This is a genomic window from Flavobacterium gelidilacus DSM 15343, assembly GCF_000422685.1.
Taxonomy (GTDB): Bacteria; Bacteroidota; Bacteroidia; order Flavobacteriales; family Flavobacteriaceae; genus Flavobacterium; species Flavobacterium gelidilacus.
This window is the reverse complement of sequence record NZ_AUGN01000001.1, coordinates 477,875-496,881: the sequence shown is the minus strand read 5'-3', so window position 1 is coordinate 496,881 and position 19,007 is coordinate 477,875. Positions and strand designations below refer to the sequence as shown.

At 29.2% G+C, this 19,007-nt stretch carries 21 protein-coding genes; 16 read left to right on the top strand and 5 right to left on the bottom strand.

Annotated elements, in window-relative coordinates:
* The first annotated feature begins 109 nt into the window (after nucleotides 1-109).
* Nucleotides 110-604 carry a metallophosphoesterase family protein gene (locus tag G507_RS0102270; protein WP_026715965.1) on the top strand — a complete coding sequence of 165 codons (495 nt, stop codon included), beginning with the start codon at nucleotides 110-112 and terminating at the stop codon, nucleotides 602-604.
* An 82-nt stretch (nucleotides 605-686) separates the two neighbouring features.
* Nucleotides 687-1,154, top strand: coding sequence for a hypothetical protein (locus tag G507_RS0102265; protein WP_157496462.1), 468 nt, complete (start codon nucleotides 687-689; stop codon nucleotides 1,152-1,154).
* A 74-nt stretch (nucleotides 1,155-1,228) separates the two neighbouring features.
* Here the strand turns inward: G507_RS0102265 and G507_RS0102260 are convergent, their stop codons facing one another.
* Complete coding sequence (locus tag G507_RS0102260; RefSeq protein WP_026715963.1) at nucleotides 1,229-1,639, bottom strand: DUF4293 domain-containing protein; 411 nt, start codon at nucleotides 1,637-1,639, stop codon at nucleotides 1,229-1,231.
* 183 nt (nucleotides 1,640-1,822) lie between these two features.
* Between G507_RS0102260 and rho the strand changes: the two genes are divergently transcribed.
* The 4 genes from rho to G507_RS0102240 all read left to right on the top strand — a co-directional run bounded on the left by rho (nucleotide 1,823) and on the right by G507_RS0102240 (nucleotide 5,769).
* A complete protein-coding gene (gene rho / locus G507_RS0102255; RefSeq protein WP_026715962.1) occupies nucleotides 1,823-3,517 on the top strand; it encodes a transcription termination factor Rho in 1,695 nt (564 codons plus the stop codon).
* A 136-nt stretch (nucleotides 3,518-3,653) separates the two neighbouring features.
* A complete protein-coding gene (locus G507_RS0102250; RefSeq protein WP_026715961.1) occupies nucleotides 3,654-4,490 on the top strand; it encodes a CvfB family protein in 837 nt (278 codons plus the stop codon).
* An 18-nt stretch (nucleotides 4,491-4,508) separates the two neighbouring features.
* On the top strand, nucleotides 4,509-5,471 hold the full coding sequence (locus G507_RS0102245) for a YheT family hydrolase (RefSeq protein WP_026715960.1): 963 nt from the start codon (nucleotides 4,509-4,511) through the stop codon (nucleotides 5,469-5,471).
* A gap of 1 nt (nucleotide 5,472) precedes the next feature.
* On the top strand, nucleotides 5,473-5,769 hold the full coding sequence (locus G507_RS0102240; RefSeq protein ID WP_157496461.1) for a hypothetical protein: 297 nt from the start codon (nucleotides 5,473-5,475) through the stop codon (nucleotides 5,767-5,769).
* Here the strand turns inward: G507_RS0102240 and G507_RS0102235 are convergent.
* Nucleotides 5,766-6,302: a hypothetical protein gene (locus G507_RS0102235; RefSeq protein ID WP_026715958.1), complete on the bottom strand. Its 537-nt coding sequence runs from the start codon at nucleotides 6,300-6,302 to the stop codon at nucleotides 5,766-5,768. The genes G507_RS0102240 and G507_RS0102235 overlap by 4 nt on opposite strands.
* Before the next feature lie 20 nt (nucleotides 6,303-6,322).
* Complete coding sequence (locus tag G507_RS0102230) at nucleotides 6,323-7,510, bottom strand: serine hydrolase domain-containing protein (protein ID WP_026715957.1); 1,188 nt, start codon at nucleotides 7,508-7,510, stop codon at nucleotides 6,323-6,325.
* A gap of 86 nt (nucleotides 7,511-7,596) precedes the next feature.
* On the opposite strand from G507_RS0102230, the gene G507_RS0102225 reads away from it, so the two are divergent.
* The gene (locus G507_RS0102225) at nucleotides 7,597-8,817 is read left to right on the top strand and encodes a porin family protein (RefSeq protein WP_026715956.1); all 1,221 of its coding nucleotides are present in this window, start codon (nucleotides 7,597-7,599) and stop codon (nucleotides 8,815-8,817) included.
* Here the strand turns inward: G507_RS0102225 and G507_RS17205 are convergent.
* Both G507_RS17205 and G507_RS0102215 read right to left on the bottom strand, forming a co-directional pair.
* A complete protein-coding gene (locus tag G507_RS17205; RefSeq protein WP_051191452.1) occupies nucleotides 8,814-9,245 on the bottom strand; it encodes a PH domain-containing protein in 432 nt (143 codons plus the stop codon). The genes G507_RS0102225 and G507_RS17205 overlap by 4 nt on opposite strands.
* Nucleotides 9,246-9,255: 10 nt before the next feature.
* Entirely contained in the window at nucleotides 9,256-10,374 is a 1,119-nt protein-coding gene (locus G507_RS0102215; RefSeq protein ID WP_026715955.1) for a C1 family peptidase, read from the bottom strand.
* 172 nt (nucleotides 10,375-10,546) lie between these two features.
* Between G507_RS0102215 and G507_RS0102210 the strand changes: the two genes are divergently transcribed.
* The 9 genes from G507_RS0102210 to G507_RS0102170 all read left to right on the top strand — a co-directional run bounded on the left by G507_RS0102210 (nucleotide 10,547) and on the right by G507_RS0102170 (nucleotide 18,975).
* Nucleotides 10,547-11,386 (top strand): 1,4-dihydroxy-2-naphthoyl-CoA synthase, encoded by an 840-nt coding sequence (locus G507_RS0102210; RefSeq protein WP_026715954.1) that lies wholly within the window; start codon nucleotides 10,547-10,549, stop codon nucleotides 11,384-11,386.
* Between the two features lie 20 nt (nucleotides 11,387-11,406).
* A complete protein-coding gene (locus tag G507_RS0102205) occupies nucleotides 11,407-11,991 on the top strand; it encodes an outer membrane beta-barrel protein (protein ID WP_026715953.1) in 585 nt (194 codons plus the stop codon).
* Nucleotides 11,992-11,994: 3 nt separating this feature from the next.
* Nucleotides 11,995-12,594 carry a PH domain-containing protein gene (locus G507_RS16265; protein ID WP_051191451.1) on the top strand — a complete coding sequence of 200 codons (600 nt, stop codon included), beginning with the start codon at nucleotides 11,995-11,997 and terminating at the stop codon, nucleotides 12,592-12,594.
* Nucleotides 12,584-14,083: a PH domain-containing protein gene (locus G507_RS0102195; protein WP_026715952.1), complete on the top strand. Its 1,500-nt coding sequence runs from the start codon at nucleotides 12,584-12,586 to the stop codon at nucleotides 14,081-14,083. Before G507_RS16265 ends, G507_RS0102195 begins: the two co-directional genes overlap by 11 nt.
* 62 nt (nucleotides 14,084-14,145) lie before the next feature.
* Complete coding sequence (locus G507_RS0102190; RefSeq protein WP_051191450.1) at nucleotides 14,146-14,550, top strand: hypothetical protein; 405 nt, start codon at nucleotides 14,146-14,148, stop codon at nucleotides 14,548-14,550.
* Nucleotides 14,551-14,555: 5 nt separating this feature from the next.
* Nucleotides 14,556-15,458 carry a 1,4-dihydroxy-2-naphthoate octaprenyltransferase gene (gene menA, locus G507_RS0102185; RefSeq protein WP_026715950.1) on the top strand — a complete coding sequence of 301 codons (903 nt, stop codon included), beginning with the start codon at nucleotides 14,556-14,558 and terminating at the stop codon, nucleotides 15,456-15,458.
* A gap of 16 nt (nucleotides 15,459-15,474) precedes the next feature.
* Nucleotides 15,475-16,971, top strand: coding sequence for a hypothetical protein (locus G507_RS0102180; RefSeq protein WP_026715949.1), 1,497 nt, complete (start codon nucleotides 15,475-15,477; stop codon nucleotides 16,969-16,971).
* 15 nt (nucleotides 16,972-16,986) lie between these two features.
* The gene (locus G507_RS0102175) at nucleotides 16,987-17,664 is read left to right on the top strand and encodes a metal-dependent hydrolase (RefSeq protein ID WP_026715948.1); all 678 of its coding nucleotides are present in this window, start codon (nucleotides 16,987-16,989) and stop codon (nucleotides 17,662-17,664) included.
* Nucleotides 17,665-17,787: 123 nt separating this feature from the next.
* Nucleotides 17,788-18,975: a tetratricopeptide repeat protein gene (locus tag G507_RS0102170; protein WP_035665398.1), complete on the top strand. Its 1,188-nt coding sequence runs from the start codon at nucleotides 17,788-17,790 to the stop codon at nucleotides 18,973-18,975.
* Nucleotides 18,976-19,007 lie beyond the last annotated feature (32 nt).

Below are 19,007 nucleotides of genomic sequence, written 5' to 3'. Positions count from 1 at the left end.
TAAAAGTTATGTGTTTAAAAGTTTAAAAGATTTTGCACATAATCGACAAATTTACAAAATTCAAGAGCATTGACAATTTCAATTTCAATAATTAAGCTATTTTTGTGATATGATTAAGATATTATTGCTTTCCGATACGCACAGTCACATTGATGATACCATTTTGAAATACGTTAATCAAGCCGATGAAGTTTGGCATGCTGGGGATATTGGGAACTTAGCCGTAACTGATGCCATAAAGAAACTAAAACCTTTACGAGCTGTTTATGGAAACATAGATGATGATAAAGCACGATTAGAGTTTCCATTGAACAATCGCTTCATGTGTGAAGGTGTTGATGTTTTAATTACACATATTGGAGGTTATCCAGGAAAATACAATCAAGCTATTCGAGAAGAACTTTATAAAAATCCACCGAAACTTTTTATTTGTGGACATTCCCATATATTAAAGGTTATGTTTGACAAGAAGCTAAATTTATTACACATGAATCCAGGAGCAGCTGGAATTTCTGGTTTTCATCAAGTTCGAACTATGTTGCGATTTGTTATCGATGGTGATAAAATTAAGGATTTGGAGGTTGTTGAGATAGGGAAGAAATAGAATTAATTCTTTAAAGTTTTATTAAAGTTCTTGTTTTTTTTATTCATTTATAGTAAGTTGAGAATATAATTTAAATATATATATGATGAAAAAAGTAGTAACAATTTTAATTTTATGTTTAACATTTTTAACAAATGCTCAAGAAAAAATTACATTACCAGCAATTGTAGAAGCTAATTTTGAGAAAGAATTTAAGGATATTAAAGATGTCAATTGGTCTATTTTTTATAGAGGAAAAAACAATAATGATCTTAGATTTGAAGCTGAGTTTTTAAAAGGTAATTCAAGATTTCTAATTAGTTATAGTGATGATGGTGTTATTAAAGCTATTCAAAAAAGTATTGCATTAAGCTCGTTGAAAGAAAAAGTTAAAAAATATTTAATAGATAAATACCCAACGTACCAAATTAACGAGGCTTCTTTAATTGTCAAACAAGATCAAAAAACGTATTATGATGTGGGAGTTTCTGATGAAACCAATTATTTTATTTTAGTTTTTGATGGTGAAGGAAATTATTTATACTTAACACCTCTTTCTGATAGACTTTAAATTTTTTAAACCACAAAAAAACCCGAAACTTTCGAATCGGGTTTTCTTCGCACTAATAAACTAAGATGATAGGTTTATCTTAGACGATCCACAGATTTTACGAGATCTTCGTCCTTTTTAATAGCTTTGTTGGCCAAAACTAGTAACACGATAGAAACTAAAGGAACAAACATCGCAATACCTTTCTCAGAAACCGAAGCTTCTCCAGATAAATTTAGCGTTCGATACACAAATAATCCTATTAAAATAAAGTTCAATATGATATTCAACCTGTTTAAAACAAATTGATTTTGTCTCTTTTTAAATAACAATATGCTAATTAAAGCCATTATTGCAATTAATCCAAACCCTACTATATAAATAATATCACTTGTAAAATAAACAGGCATTTGTTTTGCATCTTTCCACAAAGGAAGAAACATTGGCACTAAAGCCGATAACAAGGCACATACAAATAAATATAAGGATTGTATTCTCTGAATCATTTCTAAATCATTATTAGGCCAAAATTAAGTTTTCTTTTTTTAAAAAACTATTGTTTTATTGTAAAAATATCGTATTATTGCATAAGATATTCGTAATCACTTCATTTACGAATCGTTACAAATCTTTACTTACAAAGAAATCATATTATACATTCTGTATCAACTTAACATTACGAAACCTTCATGTTTGACATTGAAAAATTAAATGAGATGAAACTCTCAGATTTGCATGAAATTGCAAAAGCGGCCAAGCTAAAAAAAGTAAGTGCCTTAAAAAAAGATGAATTAATCTATCAAATATTAGATCATCAAGCTTTAAACCCAATTCCAGTAGATGTTGTAAAAACCGATGCCTCAATCGAAAAAAGAGCTAAAGTAACAACGCCAAAAGCAAAAAAGCCAGTAGCAAAAAAAGCTACTAAACCAGTTGTTGAAACAACTACAAAAGCTACACCAACGGAAGAAACTCCAATTGAAAAAGCACCAACAACCAAACCAGTAGCAAAACCAAAGTTTACTAAAGAAACAAAGATTGCTCCAAAACAGGAAGCTATAGATTTTGAGGAAAATCCAAAACCTGAAAAGAAAGCTCCACAATTAACAGAAGAGCAGAGAAAGGCTATCATTGAGAAAGCCAATCAAAACAACCCAAATCACCCAAGTTATATTGGTCCAAAAGCCACAAACGGTGATACGCAACCCAAAAAAGAAATTAAAAGTACACCCCATAAAAAAAATAATTACAGAGAACCAGATTATGAATTTGATGGAATTATTGAAAGTGAAGGAGTTTTAGAAATGATGCCAGATGGTTATGGTTTCTTACGTTCTTCCGATTACAATTATTTAGCTTCACCAGATGATATTTATTTATCAACTTCTCAGATTCGTTTATTCGGATTAAAAACAGGAGATACAGTAAAAGGTGTAGTACGTCCTCCAAAAGAAGGAGAAAAGTTCTTTCCATTAGTGAAAGTATCCAAAATAAACGGACATGATCCACAAGTTATTAGAGATAGAATCTCATTTGAACATTTAACACCAATTTTTCCAAAAGAGAAATTTAATTTAGCTGAAAGAGGTAGTACAATTTCTACACGAATTTTAGATTTATTTGCTCCAATTGGAAAAGGTCAACGTGGAATGATTGTAGCGCAACCTAAAACAGGTAAAACTATGTTGTTGAAAGAAATAGCTAATGCTATTGCAACCAATCACCCAGAAGTTTACTTAATAGTTTTACTTATTGATGAAAGACCAGAAGAGGTTACCGATATGCAAAGAAGTGTAAAAGGAGAAGTTATTGCTTCCACTTTTGACCGTGAACCACAAGAACACGTAAAAATTGCAAATATCGTTTTAGAAAAAGCAAAACGTTTAACTGAATGTGGTCATGATGTTGTAATCTTATTAGATTCAATCACACGTTTGGCTAGAGCTTATAACACAGTTCAACCAGCATCTGGAAAAGTATTAAGTGGTGGAGTTGATGCTAATGCCTTACAAAAACCAAAACGTTTCTTTGGAGCAGCTCGTAATGTTGAAAACGGTGGTTCATTAAGTATTATCGCAACAGCTTTAACAGATACAGGTTCTAAAATGGACGAAGTTATCTTTGAGGAATTCAAAGGTACTGGTAACATGGAACTTCAATTAGACAGAAGAATTGCAAACAAACGTATCTTCCCAGCTATTGATTTAGTTTCTTCAAGTACGCGTAGAGATGATTTATTGTTAGACGAACAAACGATCCAACGTATGTGGATTATGCGTAAGTATTTAGCGGATATGAATCCGGTAGAAGCAATGGACTTTATCAACGATAGATTCAAGAAAACAAAAAATAATGAAGAATTCTTAATTTCGATGAATAACTAATTGGATATTCGGATTTTCAGATTTTAGATTTTCAGATATAAAAACTCTCATTAATTTGGGAGTTTTTTTTATACAAAACTCAAAATCCTTTTAAACTCATAAACTTTTAAACTAACTTTGCTCAAAATAAATCAAAATGCTACATTTAGGACAATACAATACCTTAAAAATACTTAGAGACACACAAGTTGGAATTTTTCTTGGTGACGGAGAAAACGAAGAGCACGATGTTTTACTGCCAAATAAATATGTACCCAAAGAATTCTCAATTGGTGATGAAATTACGGTTTTTGTGTATTTAGATCATGAAGAACGTCCTGTAGCGACAACAATAAAACCTTATATCAAATTGAATGAATTCGCTCACTTAAAAGTGAATTACATTAATAAATTTGGTGCTTTTATGAATTGGGGTTTAGAAAAAGATTTATTTGTCCCTTTTAAAGAACAAGCGCGTCCTATGGAAATTGACAAACGCTATTTAGTGTATTGTTACATGGACGAGAAAACCAACAGGCTAGCTGCAACCAGTAAAACGAACCAATTTTTATCTAATGATAATATTGATTTACAAACTAACGAAGAAGTTGATTTAATTGTTTCTCATATTACAGAAGCTGGAATTAATGTTATCATTAACGAAAAGCACAAAGGTTTAGCTTATGCTAATGAAACGTATCAAGATATAAAGCCTGGTAAGCGATTAGTAGGATATATTAAGCAAGTTCGTGAAGATGGAAAGATTGATGTTTATCTGAGAAAAGTTGGAGTGGAAGCTATTGAGCCAACGTCTCAAATAATTTTAGACGAATTGAAAGCCAATAGAGGTTTTTTAAGACTAAATGATAATTCACATCCAGAAGATATTAAAACAGTTTTGAAAATGAGTAAGAAATCATTTAAAAAAGCAGTAGGAAGCTTATACCGTCAACAATTAATTGAGATTAAAGAAGACGGAATTTATTTGATTTAATCTATTTATTGAGTTTAAATGCCTTACATAAAAGAGTCAAAATACGATAAATCAATACCTTTTTTGCATAAAAATGCTCATTTTTCGACTATTTATGCAGCAAAAGTAAAAAACTTCTCAGCTCCAAAGTATAAAAGAGAAAAGCTAGAACTTTCTGATGGTGACTTTTTGAATGTAGATTATAAAATGCAATCTAAAACTAAAGCAGTTATTTTATGTCATGGTTTAGAAGGCAATTCACAGCGAACTTATATAAACAGTTGCGCGGATTATTTCTTGAGACAAGACTTTTCTGTTTTTGCTTGGAATAATCGTAGTTGTGGTGGCGAAATGAATCGTTTGCCAAGATTATATCATCATGCCACTATTGAAGATCTAGATGCTGTAGTGCAATTTGCATTAAATAAAGAGATTCAAGAAGTGTATTTAATAGGTTATTCAATGGGTGGAGCGCAAGTCATGAATTATTTTGGAAGAATTTCTGAAATTAATTCAAAAGTTAAAGCTGGAGTAGCTGTTTCTGTTCCAGTTGAAGTTAAAGCTAGTGCTGAATCTTTAAAGAAAGGTTTTAATCAAGTTTACATGAAGAACTTTGTGATTGATTTAACTAAGAAACTTAAAGTAAAATCAGAGCAATTTCCTGAATTAATGAATTGGAAAAATATTAAAAACATTAAAGATTTTGATTATTTAGACGATAATTTTACGGCTCCAATGCACGGTTTTATTGATAAAAATGATTATTACTTCAAAGTTTCACCAGCTCGAAGTATGGAAAAAATTAATAAACCAGTTTTGATAATTAATGCGTTTGATGATCCTTTTTTAGGACAAGGTTGTTTTCCAATTGAAATAGCAAAGAATAATTCATTTGTACATTTAGAAACTCCTAAATATGGAGGTCATTGTGCATATCCAATGAAAAATTCGGTTTATTCGTATGCTGAAATTAGAGCTTTTGATTTTTTTAAATCCTTATAAAATGATTACAAAAAAAAATATTTATTTAGGTTTAAGCATTTTAGTCTTCGTCATTACTATGTTTACAATTTTGACAAGTAATCAATCTCATGGAGTTTTAGATAATTCTCTTTCAATACATTGGATTGTATTATTAATATTCACTTTGTTATTGCCGATTTTTAATTTAGCAGAAATTATTCTAAATAGAAACGATTGGAGTAAGTTTTATTGGCTAGGATTAATATTTAATATCTTGACAATCTTTTTTGTAATGCGTTTTTTTAAGATTGAGTTATTAGCTGAGCTTTTTAATTAAGAAACTTTTCTTTGCAATTCATTAATAGTTGATAAAATTAGATTTGCATTAAATGATTTTTTCCATTTTCCAATTTCTATAACTTTTCCATTGTGATAAAAACTTAAAATATTTTTATGATAATAATATTTTTTACTACTCTCTGGAGTATACTCAAAACCACCAAATTTAAAAGTTGATTGAGAAGTATATATATTAGATTTTACATTATTTTCTAAAATTATAGTGCTAATTTCTTTTATTTCATATTTTTTATTGAAATGTATTCCAAATATGTTTTTGTGTTCTACTAAATTATATTTATCAATAAAAATATAATTTCTTTCATTAGACAAGAATAAACCAATTAAAACAAGCAAAGATGCTATTGATATAAGAATAATTTGAATTATTTCTATGGTTTCAGAAATAGTTATAATGTAAATATTACTAAGTAGTAAAACCAATCCAATAATTAATATTATTAACCAAAGACTAAATTCATGCCTATCATTTATAATTTCTAATTCAACAATATTTTTAGTATTATTCATTTTAAATAATGGAATATTTATTACTCACTTTCCTCATTATTCAACTTAAAAGGATAATCACCAAAAAGAGCTGAAATTCGCATAGTTTGGTAGACTTTTCGGGTATATTTGTTAGATAAAGCTATCATGGTTACAGTATCTTTCTTTAATGTAATGTAAGATGAAGTATTACCATGCCACCAACCATTGTGATAAAAGACTTCTTGACCTGTTTCCCATTCGCGCAAACGAATACCTAAACCATAATTCTTGATGCCTTTTTTCTCATAACTATAGCCTTTGAAAATTTCTTTTTTTAATTTTTCTGAAATAAAGTCATTAGAATAAGTGGCTAAATCAAATTTCAATAAATCTTCAGGAGTAGAGTAAATGTTTTTATCACCATAAATAGCATCTAACTGGTCAAAAGGAACTTTTTCTTTAGTACTTTTATAAGATTGACTCACATTGTTTTTATCATTTTCTAATTCAAAAACAAAAGTATTGTTCATCTTTAAGGGTTTAAAAACAAGATTTTGCATTGCATCTGGAAAAGATAAATCAGTCAGTTTTTCAATTACTAAAGCTAATATGGCATAATTAGTATTGCAATATGCAAATTTACTATTAGGTTTAAAATCTAAAGGAATATTATGTTTACCTAATAAATTTAAAACATCAGCATTATGTAGCGTTTTTGATCTTCCCCAAATTTTTTCAGGTTCTGAAAAATTACCATATTTTGGTAATCCACTTCTATGATTCAACAACATTCTAACTGTAATTGTTTTGTAAGGAAAAGTAGGTAGAATAGTCTTTACTTTTTCATCTAAAGTCAATTTTTCAGTATCAATTAACCTGAAAATAGCAGATGCAGTCAAAACTTTACTAATTGAGGCCAAATGCAAAGGAGTTTCTTTGGTAATTAACTCGTTTGTTGCAAAGTTTGATTTTCCTTGATATTTCTCAAAAATTATTTGTCCGTTTTTAGCTACTAGAAAACTTCCATTAAACTCCTCTTTTTGATTAATATGTTCATTAAAAAACGATTCAACTAAAATTTTCTTTTGTTCAATATATTTTTTAGGTAATTTCGTAAAACCAAAGGGAACTAGAGAATCTTCGTTAATAAGGTTTTCATTTTCAATATGTTGTGCGATTTCTTTTTTTTCTTGATTTTTACAAGAAAGCAAAAGAAATAAAAAAGCTAGGTTTAATAGGTACTTCAAGGAATTGTTTGTTTTCACAAATATAAAAAAAGCAATAGGAAAGTTTTTTTAAATTTTTAGTTTTGTGAATATTTTAACCCAAAATTATGAAAAATAGTATTCTTTTTTTTCTTATTTCTCTCAGTTTCTTAAGTTTTGCTCAAGAAAGTAATGATTCTATTTCCGATAACGATTTAAAATTAGCCGCTTTACCTTATTACAGTTATGGAAAAGGACTTGGAATTACATCACCAGATAGTTTATTTCAATTAAACATTCGTTTTAGAATGCAAAATAGAGTTTCTTACATTCAAGCTGATGGGGAAGACAATAGATATGAAGCTCAAATTAGAAGATTAAGGTTACGTTTTGATGGTTATGTAGGTAATCCACAATTTTTATATGTGATTCAATTATCATTTGCTCCCGGTGATGTTGGTGTTATTGAAGAAGGTGACAATATAAATATAATAAGAGATGCTGCAGTAATTTATAGACCTAATGATAGTAAATGGAGTTTTATTTTTGGTCAGACAAAATTGCCAGGAAATAGACAGCGTGTTAATTCTTCTGGAGCTTTACAGTTAACGGATAGAACCATAAACAACGCCAAATTTAATATTGACAGAGACTTTGGATTTCAAGCGTATTATATCAATGAAAAAAAGAATAAATTTTCTTACAACCTTAAAACAGCTGTTTCAACAGGTGAAGGTAGAAACTGGACCAAAACTTCTGATGATGGTGTTGCCTTAACAGGAAAATTTGAACTTTTTCCTTTTGGTTCTTTTAAGAAAAATGGTTACTATTTCGAAGGTGATATTGCTAGAGAAGAAACACCAAAATTATTGCTTTCTGGAGCTTACCATCAAAATAACAGAGCTGTTAGAACTCAAGGACAATTAGGAAATGAGTTATTTGCTCCAAGAACAATTCGTGCTATCTTTTTGGATGGATTAGTTAAGTATAATGGATGGAGTTTTATGACAGCTTATATGCAAAGACATGCTAATGAATTGATAGCTTATAATCCACTAGATTTAACAGAATCTAATTATGTTTATGGCGGTTTTGGAATGGATTATCAAATGAGTTATGTTTTTCCGTCTAATTATGAAATTATTGGAAGGTACTCAACCCAAAATATTGATAAAGAAATCGAGGCTTTCACTCCAAGCACTAAACAATATAGTTTAGGTGTAACTAAATACATTTGGGAACATTCTCTTAAGTTACAAACAGAACTGACTTACAATGATTTAGATTATTTTTCTGGAACGAATAAAAATAATTGGTATGCACGTTTTCAAATAGAAATCGGAATTTAACTAATTTCTATGTTTGGGTTAATGGCTAAAATTTCTGCTGTAAAATCAGCTATATTTTGAGGCGAAATATAAATATCATCATACTTATTATAGGTCACGATTAAACCAACTTGACTTAAAGCTGGCTTCCAAACTGTTGGGACAAAAATACCATCATGATGTTTTATTTTTATGATGCTATTGATATCTATTTTTCCATAAAAAGGTCCTGATTGCCAATGAAGGAAGGTTTTTTTTATTCTATATTCAGTTTTTAAAATTATACTAGCTAATAACAAAAGTGACAATAAATTTATTACAATAACTATATAAAAGCTACTCTTAATATCATTAATTAAAGCAGGAATTGTTGCACCAATTATGATGGCAAATGTTATTGCAAAAACAAGATTTAACCGTTTGCTTTTAGCTGATTTATAGACTTTCATAGCCTAATTATTAAAGGTTTAATTTCTCTTTAGAATCTTTAATCAATGCATCCTTATGCACTAAAACTGAAATAGCTTTCAAACGCATATAAGCAACACTCATATAAACAAATCCACCATTTGTTACTCTTTTTTCATCGGCTCCCCAAGAGTTTTTTACTTTGTAATACACATTTCCTTTTTGGTCCTTTACTGTTCCAACAATGTGCATTAAATGATCATCAGTTGTATCATAATTTTCAAATTCAGCTTGACGATATTCTTGTGAAACTGCTTTTTCTTCTATAATTTCAGCTAAACCAATTTTCGTATCTTCTTCACTTTTTGGAATAAAAGCAACGCCATATTTTGCAGAAAAAGTAGCTTCAGAAACATCACAATCTAAAGACAATGAATAACCTTTTGCTAAGGCATTATCAATGTTTTGCATGAATTCATCTAATGGTAAATTATACATGCTTCCATTAGAAAAATTATCAGGAATATTTAAGATAAAAGATTTGTAAAAAGGTTGATGAGAAAACGAAGTTAAAGTAACGTAATTTTCTGGCTTAATTTTAGTGAATTCAGCAAACGATTTTGGATTATATTTTTTTCCTTCAAAAGTGAATTCAGTTGGATTTTCACCTAAATATACATCTAAAACACCAGAAACAGCTTCTTTCCATTTTGGAGATAATTTTCTTCCAGGATTGTCAATATATACTTTTAGCATCGCTTCTAAAACCGATTCTAATTCACTATGATTGTGTTTTTTTTCATCTTCGGTTAAGCCAGAATATACATCAGCAGGAAATAAGCCAAAATCAGCCACACTATTCATCACATCATGTGCCAAACCACCTTGACTAAATTGGGCTTTTCCTTGACGCATTACAAAATTAGCTGCTTTTTTAGGATATGTATTTCTAACTTGATACATTTCCGATAAATCAATTTGTTTTCCGGTCAGACGAATAATTTCTGACTCTAAGAAAGAAGAAGTAGAAAAACTCCAACAAGTGCCAGTAATGTCTTGCGAAATAACCGGAGTAGTTTCAATGTCTATAACTGTTTGAAATTCATATATTTGAGCATTTGAAGTCAAAAAACCTAAACCAAGTAATAAAGCAATATATGTTTTTTTCATAATAGTAATTCATTTGAAGATGCAATATAATGTAAAAAATGGTTTATTTTTACGTGAAATTTCATTTTAACTTTAACTTGATTTTTTTTGGAACACAGATTTAAGAAATTAGAGTAATTAATATAATCTTTAAATTTGTACTTAAAATCATAACTAAATTTTTTAATACAACATGAGTCAAATCAATTGGAAAACCGTAAAAGAATTCGAAGATATAACCTATAAAAAATGTGATGGAGTTGCAAGAATTGCCTTCAACAGACCAGATGTGCGTAATGCATTTCGACCAAAAACAACACGCGAATTAATCGAAGCATTTTATGATGCACAAGAAGATACTTCAATTGGAGTAGTGTTACTTTCTGCTGAAGGACCAAGTTCTAAAGACGGAATTTATTCGTTTTGTAGTGGTGGTGATCAAAAAGCACGTGGACATCAAGGATATGTTGGTGATGACGGTTATCACAGATTAAACATTTTAGAAGTGCAACGAATGATTCGCTTTATGCCAAAAGCTGTAATTTGCGTTGTTCCAGGTTGGGCAGTTGGTGGAGGTCATTCGCTTCATGTGGTATGTGATTTGACTTTAGCGAGTAAAGAACACGCCGTTTTTAAACAAACTGATGCAGATGTAACCAGTTTTGATGGTGGTTATGGTTCTGCTTATTTAGCTAAAATGGTCGGACAAAAAAGAGCAAGAGAAATTTTCTTTTTAGGAAGAAATTATTCAGCTCAAGATGCTTTTGAAATGGGAATGGTAAATGCAGTTATTCCTCACGCAGAATTAGAAGATACAGCTTTTGAATGGGCTCAAGAAATATTAGAAAAATCGCCAACATCCATAAAAATGCTAAAATTCGCAATGAATTTAACGGATGACGGAATGGTTGGGCAACAAGTATTCGCCGGAGAAGCAACACGTTTAGCCTACATGACAGATGAAGCCAAAGAAGGAAGAGATGCTTTCTTAGAAAAACGTAAGCCTAATTTTGAGAAGAAATATTTACCTTAGAAAATTTAGAAATTAAATATATGAAAAAAATAGTTTTAGTATTTGCCTTAACAATTAGCACTTTAGCTTTGGCACAAGAAACATCCTCTAATCAACCAAAAAAAATTCAAATCGGAATACATTATGTAGGAAATCTTAAAAATGAAAATTTAATTAGTGATGAGTTTAACGGATTAATTGGAGTAGATGCCAGATATAGTATTGTAAATGAAGAAAGTTTAAATTTTTATGGTGGCTTAACATTAGATTACCTTAAAAATAAAGACCAATTTTTTAAAAAAGATGCTATTGTTGTTAATCCAAATATAGGGATAGAATATGATGTTTTTAAATCAAATTTTAGACCTTTTGTTAATGTAGGTTTTGCTTTTTTTTCAAGTGAATTTGAATATTTTGCATTAAATTTTGATCCTGCTGCTCCCTTAGAAATTGCTTCTGAAAAAGTGAATTTTTCTGGAATAACAATTAATCCAGGTTTTCGTATTCATGCTAGCGATTTAATTTTTATTGAAGCTAGTTATAAATATTATCCTGTAAATTCAAAAGATTTTGAAGGTAAAGCAAACGTTCATTTTATAAATTTAGGTTTTGGAATCAAATTATAAATTATGGAATTCACCAACGAAACAATAAACATTTCAACTTTACCCAAATTTGAAGACACAAAATTAGAACCTTTGCAAAAAGATTATTTCAAAGTCATGCTAATTCAATTTGGGATTGTTTTTGGCATACTTTTAATCGGAATAATAGTTCTATACTTTATTTCTATTGAAGCATTAATCAAAGATAAAATTATCTATTTTGTTATTGGTTGGTTAATTTTAGGGGTCGTGAGTTTTCTATATTTAAAAATAAATTTTGCTAAAAAGGGTTTTGCCTTGCGTGAACATGACGTGATTTTTAAATCAGGTGTAATTAGCGAAATTACTACAATAGTTACTAATAATAGAGTACAACATGTAGCTTTACATCAAGGAATGTTATCCAGATATTTCGGATTAGCTTCTATTGAACTATTTACTGCTGGTGGAAGTACAAGTGATCTAAAAATTAAAGGTTTATTGTTAGAAGATGCTAAAAAAATCAAAGAAAGTGTTTCCTTAAAAATTAATGAGATAGAAGCTGAGAGTATAAAAGAACAAATTATTGAGGAACAAATTCAACTTTCAGAAAACAATTTAAAAGAAGATTTAGATGAAATCTAACTTTGATTTTTCTATTCCTCAAAGACAATCCTTAATTGGGGTTGTTGTTTTGTTTGCAAACACGTTGCAAAAATCTGTTCGTGCACTTTGGCCTTTTATATTAATTGTTTTCTTTAAAAAAGAGGCTTATAGTGCTATTCAAGTTTATTTAGGAATTGCGGGAATAATTATATTTATTGCTATTATCGCATTTTTAAGATATTGGTTTTTTAAATTTTATATTGATTATAAGTTAGAAGAATTCGTAATAGAAAACGGAATTTTCAACAAAACTAAAACAACCATTCCGTTTAATAAAATACAAAAAGTCACAATTGACCAAAGTTTAATTCAAAGGTTTTTTAATGTTCATAAATTAGAATTAGACACAGCAGGAAGTGATGGAAAAGAAGCTTCAATCAATGCTATTTCTCAAGAAATGGCTGTTGAATTAAAACAACATTTACTAGAAAACACTGAGAAAAACACAAATTCGGTTGAAGATTTAATTCAAGAAGAAGAGCAACCAAAATCATTCATCACAATCGGAATTCCAAGTCTTTTAAAAATCGGAATTACAGCAAATTACATAAAAAGTTTTGCGTATATATTTTTGGTTGTTACAACAATTTCGGATAATTTAAGACAAATTGGTCGCGATGATTTGATTGATGACAATATAAATCAGTTAGAACAAATTCCGATAGTAAGCTTGTTGTTAGGTTTGTTGATTTTTGTTTTTACAGCTATAATTGTCGTCAATTTAGTTATAACAGTTGTTAAGTATTTCAATTTCACAATCAAGAAAGATAAAAAGTCATTTGTATTGACTTATGGTTTATTGAACATCAAAAACACAATCATTAATCCAGAAAAAGTTCAAATTATTAAGTTGACGCAAAACTTTTTTCAGAAGAAATTAGATGTTAATACTGTTGAAATATTTCAAGCTTCAAGCGAAATGAAGCGAGCAAGTCCAAAAGACAAAACTAAAATTCCAGGTTGTAATAAATCAGAAAAAGAACAAATTTTAAAATTATTGATTGGAAAATTGCCACAACATCAAAAAACTTTAGTTCCAAACCTTAGAAAATTACTTTTAAATCTATTCTTTTTAATTCTAATTCCTGTTAGTATTGGATTAATCGTAAATTATAACATAGATAAATTTACCATTTATGAATTAGTAAGTGTTATTTCAGTTTATATTTTATTTATGGGAACGATTTTATATTTTTCTTATAGAAATTACAGATTATTTATTTCGGATGAATTTATCGTAAAACAAAGTGGTGCTTGGGATATTGATCACGAAATTATGATGCCATATAAAATTCAAGCTATTGAAACCCAACAATTCATTTGGCAAAAAATCACAAATATTGGTTCAGTAGTTTTATACACTGCTGGTGGAAAAGTCTCCTTTTCGACTTCAAATTATACAGAAATTAAAGAACAAGTCAATAAATGGTTGTATCAAGTGGAGATTTCTAAGGAGAATTGGATGTGATTAAAGAGTTTTAAAGTTACTGAGAAACTGTGTCACTAAGTTTAATTATTAATTTAAGTAGTATGTTTGATATTTCACAATTCACAGTTACTCTCTTTGGAGTTTTCTTAATTTTAGCTAGTTTTTTGATGTTTTTTAGCCCTGAAAAAGTTAGAAAAATTATAGCAAAAGCTGGAAGTACTTATTTAATTAATTATTCAGAATTACTAATTAGATTTTTAATAGGGTTAGCATTTCTTAATTCAGCAATATTTTCAACATATGGCTCATATCTTGAACTTATTGGAAATTTTTTGATGATTACTGCTGTATTATTAATGTTTGTACCAATTAAGTTACATAATAAATTTGCAAAAAATGCAGCAGATAAATTAAATCCTTTTTACTTGAAGTTAGCAGCTCCAATTTCTTTATTTTTGGGAATATTTTTAATAAGAGCAATAAAAATTGGTTATATAAACTTTTAAAAACAATGAAAAACTGGATACAAGCCGCAAGATTAAGAACATTACCCTTATCACTATCTGGAATAATTGTAGGAAGTGCCTATGCTTATCACCAAGGATTTTATGATTATAGAATTTTGGTTTTAGCACTTCTTACTACGTTAGGATTACAAATTTTATCCAACTATGCCAATGATTATGGTGACGGAATTAAAGGAACTGATGTTAATAGAATAGGGGAAAAGCGAATGGTTGCCGCTGGAGTTATAACAGCCAATCAAATGAAGAAAGCTGTAATTATTACTGCTGTGATTACTTTATTTCTAGCTTTAGCACTAATTTATGTAGCCTTCGGAAAAGAAAATTTTGCCTTAAGCATGATTTTTATCCTTTTAGGAATTGGTTCAATCGGTGCAGCAATAAAATACACAGTTGGAAGTAACGCTTATGGTTACAACGGTTTAGGAGATTTATTTGTTTTTATCTTTTTTGGATTGGTTTCTGTTGTAGGGTCAAATTTTCTGTACACTCATTTTTTGGATTGGAAATTATTTCTTCCAGCTGCAGCAATTGGTTTGCTGAGTGTTGCTGTTTTAAATTTAAACAACATGAGAGATATTGAAAACGACAGAATAGCTGGAAAAAGAACATTAGTTGTCAAAATGGGCTTGGAAAATGCTAAAATTTATCATTTTTCATTATTCATAACTAGTTTAATTCTGATGTTAGCTTTTTCAAAAATTTTAAAAATGACATCAATACCCATTTTAATTGTCAATATATTGTTCATCAAACATGTTGATACAGTCAAAAAAGCAAAAGAATATAAAGATTTTGATCCAGAACTTAAAAAAGTAGCTTTAGGGACTTTTGTTTTGAGTTTATTAGTTGGACTTAGTTTAATATATTTGTCAAAAATAACGTTCTAATTTCTTTATATCATTTATGAAAAAAATCCTTTGTATTGCTTTACTATTTTCAATTAATCTAGTAAAATCTCAAGTAACAACTCAATTAAAAGTTTCTGAAAGTCCAGAATTTAAAGATGAAATTACGGTTGATGGTGTTCTGGCTATTCACACAACAAAAAGTGGAAAAACAGGTTTAGTAAGAGCTAATAAAAACAACTTTCTATTAGATGTTTTTGATGCTAAATTGAATAAAATTTTCAGTAAAAGAGTAGAAAGTAGTAAAAAAGAAAGTTTTGATGGTTATGTTAGCTATGAAAACGAAATTAAATACATTACGGTTTTGTCACCCAGCAAAAGGGAACGTATTGTTTATTGCAACACTTTTAATATTGAAACAAAAACCCATTCTCAAAAAGAACTTTTTAAAGCTGATGTAGAAAAAGGTGGTTTATTCACTGGAAGAAATAAAAGAGGAACAAATGTGGCAATTTCTCCAAACGGAAAATATATTGCTATTGCAACAGATAATATCAAGAAGAATCTTAATTCTTATAAAATTCATGTTTTTGATTCAGAAACTTTAAAAGTAGTTTTTGAAAAAACGTATCAAGAAGACGAAGGAAATTATTTTGAACCTAATGATTTATTTGTAGATGATGAGGCTAATGTTTTTGCTTTAGGAAAACTATTTATCAGTGGAAAATCGAAGAAAAAAGATGGTGATGCTAATTACGATTTTGTATTAAACAAAATTTCAAAAGGCAACAATCAAAGCACTAAAATTAGTTTAGAAAGCGGTAATTTTATTTCTTCGTTAGCGATTAATTATTATGAGAACCAATTGAGTTTAGTCGGATTTTATTCCAATGAAAGAGAAGGAAATATCAAAGGGGGTTGTAATTTTAAAATAAATGCTAGCTCTTTGGTCATAATTGCTAAGAAAAATTCAGAACTGCCAAAAGATGTTTATGAAGATTTATATGGTGATGCAAAAGCAGAACGACATGATAAAAAGAAAAAAGAACTAAACTCTTTTTATGTAGATTATGTGGTTAGAGATGATCAAGGAAATACTATTGTATTAGCAGAGGAATTTTATGTAACGCAAACTTATGTTGCTACAGGAATGAATGGCGCTGGTTATTGGACGACAACCTATCATTACGACGATATTTTGATTTTAAAATTTGATAAAAATGGTGAAATAAGTTGGGGAAGAAGTATTTTTAAGAGAGCAACAGTGCCATCTTATAATGCATTTTTAAAGGATGATAAATTACATGTAATTTTAAATTCAGGTAAAAACTTAACCGAAAAAAGCGATGGTAGAACCAAAGTATCTAAAGGTTGGTTTGAATCTTCTGCTTTATATGACTTTACTTATTCTCCTGACGGAAAAGTAGATTACAATAAAATTCAAGACAATAAAGGAAATACTTATTATTTACCTTTTTATGGAACTTATAATTTAGATACTTTCATTATGATGAGTGATGGTGGAAGAAAAAAACAATTCATGATACTTCAATAATTTAAAGATACAACTATGAAAATCACATTTTACGGTCACGCTTGTTTAGGAATTGAAATAGAAGACATAAACATTCTTGTGGATCCATTTATTACAGGAAACCCAAAAGCTTCTCATATCGACATTAATACGTTAAAAGCGGATTATATTTTGTTAACTCACGCACATCAAGATCATGTTTTAGATGTGGAAGCTATTGCCAAAAGAACAGATGCAGTTATTGTTTCAAATTTTGAAATAGCAAATTACTATGGAAACAAAGGTTTTCAATTTCATCCTATGAATCACGGTGGAAGTTGGGATTTTGAATTCGGAGTAGTGAAATACGTTAATGCCATTCACACTTCATCATTTGCTGACGGAACTTATGGTGGTCAACCTGGTGGATTTGTAATTGAAGGTGAACGAAAAAATATTTATATAGCAGGAGATACAGCTTTAACAATGGATATGAAGTTAATTCCAATGCGAACTAAATTAGATTTAGCTATTTTACCAATTGGAAGTAATTTTACAATGGATGTTGAAGACGCCATTTTTGCTTCAGATTTTGTGGAATGTGATAAAATTTTGGGTTATCACTACGATACTTTCGGATACATCGAAATTAATCATGAAGAAGCAAAACGAAAATTCTTCGAAAAAGATAAAGATTTAATGTTGCTGGAAATAGGAGGATTTATAGAATTATAGAGTACAGATTTTCGGAGATTAGATTTTCAGATAAAGCATCCTTTGCCGTTTAGGTTTTAAAAACGGAATATATAAACAGCATAAAAGAGGCACAACTATTGCTAATGAATCGCAAAATTAAATATGAATAAAGTTATTATACTAGCAATCTTGTTTTCGTTCAAAACATTTGCTCAAAAGGATGGTTATTGGGACAAAGAAAGAGCGACTTCAAAAGAGATTACCCTTTCAGCTGGAAAAAGAACGTTAATCAAGTCGGAAGATTTACCTGTTGGAACTACCGAATTTATCTACAGAATAACAGTTTTAGATGAAAATCAGAAATTAAGTAGTAGTCTAGTATCTGTGTTAAAAGCTATACCAGATCCGTCTGGAATTAGTCAAGGTGCTGCTGGAGCAATTCATTTAACATCAACAATCGCAGGTAGTGATAAATGTACTTATGCATTGTTTTCAAATGCTGATGCTGCAAATTTGTTCCTAAAGGAAGCAAAATTGGATGGTGCTTGTTTAACGGATAAAGAAAAAGTCAATAAAGTTGCTCGTTTGGTTTCAACAAGTTCTACTTGCTTATCAAATATTCCTTATTTGTGGTTCGGAATTGAAAGTCAAAACTGGGTAATGAATCAGAAAATAGTTTTAGAAGTTGTGCCTTGGATAGATTATAAAGCCAGTAGAGGTTGGGATAAAGAAGCTAAACAAGAAATTTTAGGCTTAGCAGAAAAAACAGAAGTAGCAAAACTTTTAGAATTTAAAAATAAGTTTTTAATTGCGTTTTTAGAACAGATTACGTCTAAATATAAATATAGTGAATTCAAGCAATTATTACCTTTAGAAAAAACTAAATTAATAGAATCTGTTTCCGATGAAAGTATAGTTAGTTCAGGTATTTTGACTGATTATTTAAAACTTTACAACACACATATTAGAACTTTATCATTATTAAAACCTGAAGCAGCAATCAAAGAATTACATCAGTTAATTGATATTAGAAAGTTAGGCAAAGAAAATGAATACGATTTGTTAGGCTCTTTGTATTTGAGAACTAAACAATATCAAAAAGCTGAAGATTGGATTTTAAAAGCTATAAGTTTAAATAAAAACGAAATAAAATTTCAATTGCATTTGGCACATGTTTATTTAGTGACAGATAGATATTCAGAAGCCAAAGAAATTCACAAAAAATACAAAGATCAGAATATTGCCGTTTCTACAAGTTGGATAAATGCAACAAAACAAGATTTTGAAAACATGGAAAAAATCGGATTACCTTCTGATAATTTTAAAAAGATTTTGAGATTATTGGATTAATTTCAGTGTTTAGTTTTCAATTTGCAGATTTT

Excerpts from the sequence above, each read along its gene's own strand:
- G507_RS0102240 (WP_157496461.1), top strand. The coding sequence starts at position 5,473 with ATGATTACAAAAAAAAATATTTATTTAGGTTTAAGCATTTTAGTCTTC.
- G507_RS0102210 (WP_026715954.1), top strand. The coding sequence starts at position 10,547 with ATGAGTCAAATCAATTGGAAAACCGTAAAAGAATTCGAAGATATAACC.
- G507_RS17205 (WP_051191452.1), bottom strand. The coding sequence starts at position 9,245 with ATGAAAGTCTATAAATCAGCTAAAAGCAAACGGTTAAATCTTGTTTTT.
- rho (WP_026715962.1), top strand. The coding sequence starts at position 1,823 with ATGTTTGACATTGAAAAATTAAATGAGATGAAACTCTCAGATTTGCAT.
- G507_RS0102250 (WP_026715961.1), top strand. The coding sequence starts at position 3,654 with ATGCTACATTTAGGACAATACAATACCTTAAAAATACTTAGAGACACA.
- G507_RS0102190 (WP_051191450.1), top strand. The coding sequence starts at position 14,146 with ATGTTTGATATTTCACAATTCACAGTTACTCTCTTTGGAGTTTTCTTA.
- G507_RS16265 (WP_051191451.1), top strand. The coding sequence starts at position 11,995 with ATGGAATTCACCAACGAAACAATAAACATTTCAACTTTACCCAAATTT.
- G507_RS0102195 (WP_026715952.1), top strand. The coding sequence starts at position 12,584 with ATGAAATCTAACTTTGATTTTTCTATTCCTCAAAGACAATCCTTAATT.
- G507_RS0102215 (WP_026715955.1), bottom strand. The coding sequence starts at position 10,374 with ATGAAAAAAACATATATTGCTTTATTACTTGGTTTAGGTTTTTTGACT.
- G507_RS0102270 (WP_026715965.1), top strand. The coding sequence starts at position 110 with ATGATTAAGATATTATTGCTTTCCGATACGCACAGTCACATTGATGAT.
- menA (WP_026715950.1), top strand. The coding sequence starts at position 14,556 with ATGAAAAACTGGATACAAGCCGCAAGATTAAGAACATTACCCTTATCA.
- G507_RS0102260 (WP_026715963.1), bottom strand. The coding sequence starts at position 1,639 with ATGATTCAGAGAATACAATCCTTATATTTATTTGTATGTGCCTTGTTA.
- G507_RS0102225 (WP_026715956.1), top strand. The coding sequence starts at position 7,597 with ATGAAAAATAGTATTCTTTTTTTTCTTATTTCTCTCAGTTTCTTAAGT.
- G507_RS0102235 (WP_026715958.1), bottom strand. The coding sequence starts at position 6,302 with ATGAATAATACTAAAAATATTGTTGAATTAGAAATTATAAATGATAGG.
- G507_RS0102205 (WP_026715953.1), top strand. The coding sequence starts at position 11,407 with ATGAAAAAAATAGTTTTAGTATTTGCCTTAACAATTAGCACTTTAGCT.
- G507_RS0102170 (WP_035665398.1), top strand. The coding sequence starts at position 17,788 with ATGAATAAAGTTATTATACTAGCAATCTTGTTTTCGTTCAAAACATTT.
- G507_RS0102265 (WP_157496462.1), top strand. The coding sequence starts at position 687 with ATGATGAAAAAAGTAGTAACAATTTTAATTTTATGTTTAACATTTTTA.
- G507_RS0102175 (WP_026715948.1), top strand. The coding sequence starts at position 16,987 with ATGAAAATCACATTTTACGGTCACGCTTGTTTAGGAATTGAAATAGAA.
- G507_RS0102180 (WP_026715949.1), top strand. The coding sequence starts at position 15,475 with ATGAAAAAAATCCTTTGTATTGCTTTACTATTTTCAATTAATCTAGTA.
- G507_RS0102245 (WP_026715960.1), top strand. The coding sequence starts at position 4,509 with ATGCCTTACATAAAAGAGTCAAAATACGATAAATCAATACCTTTTTTG.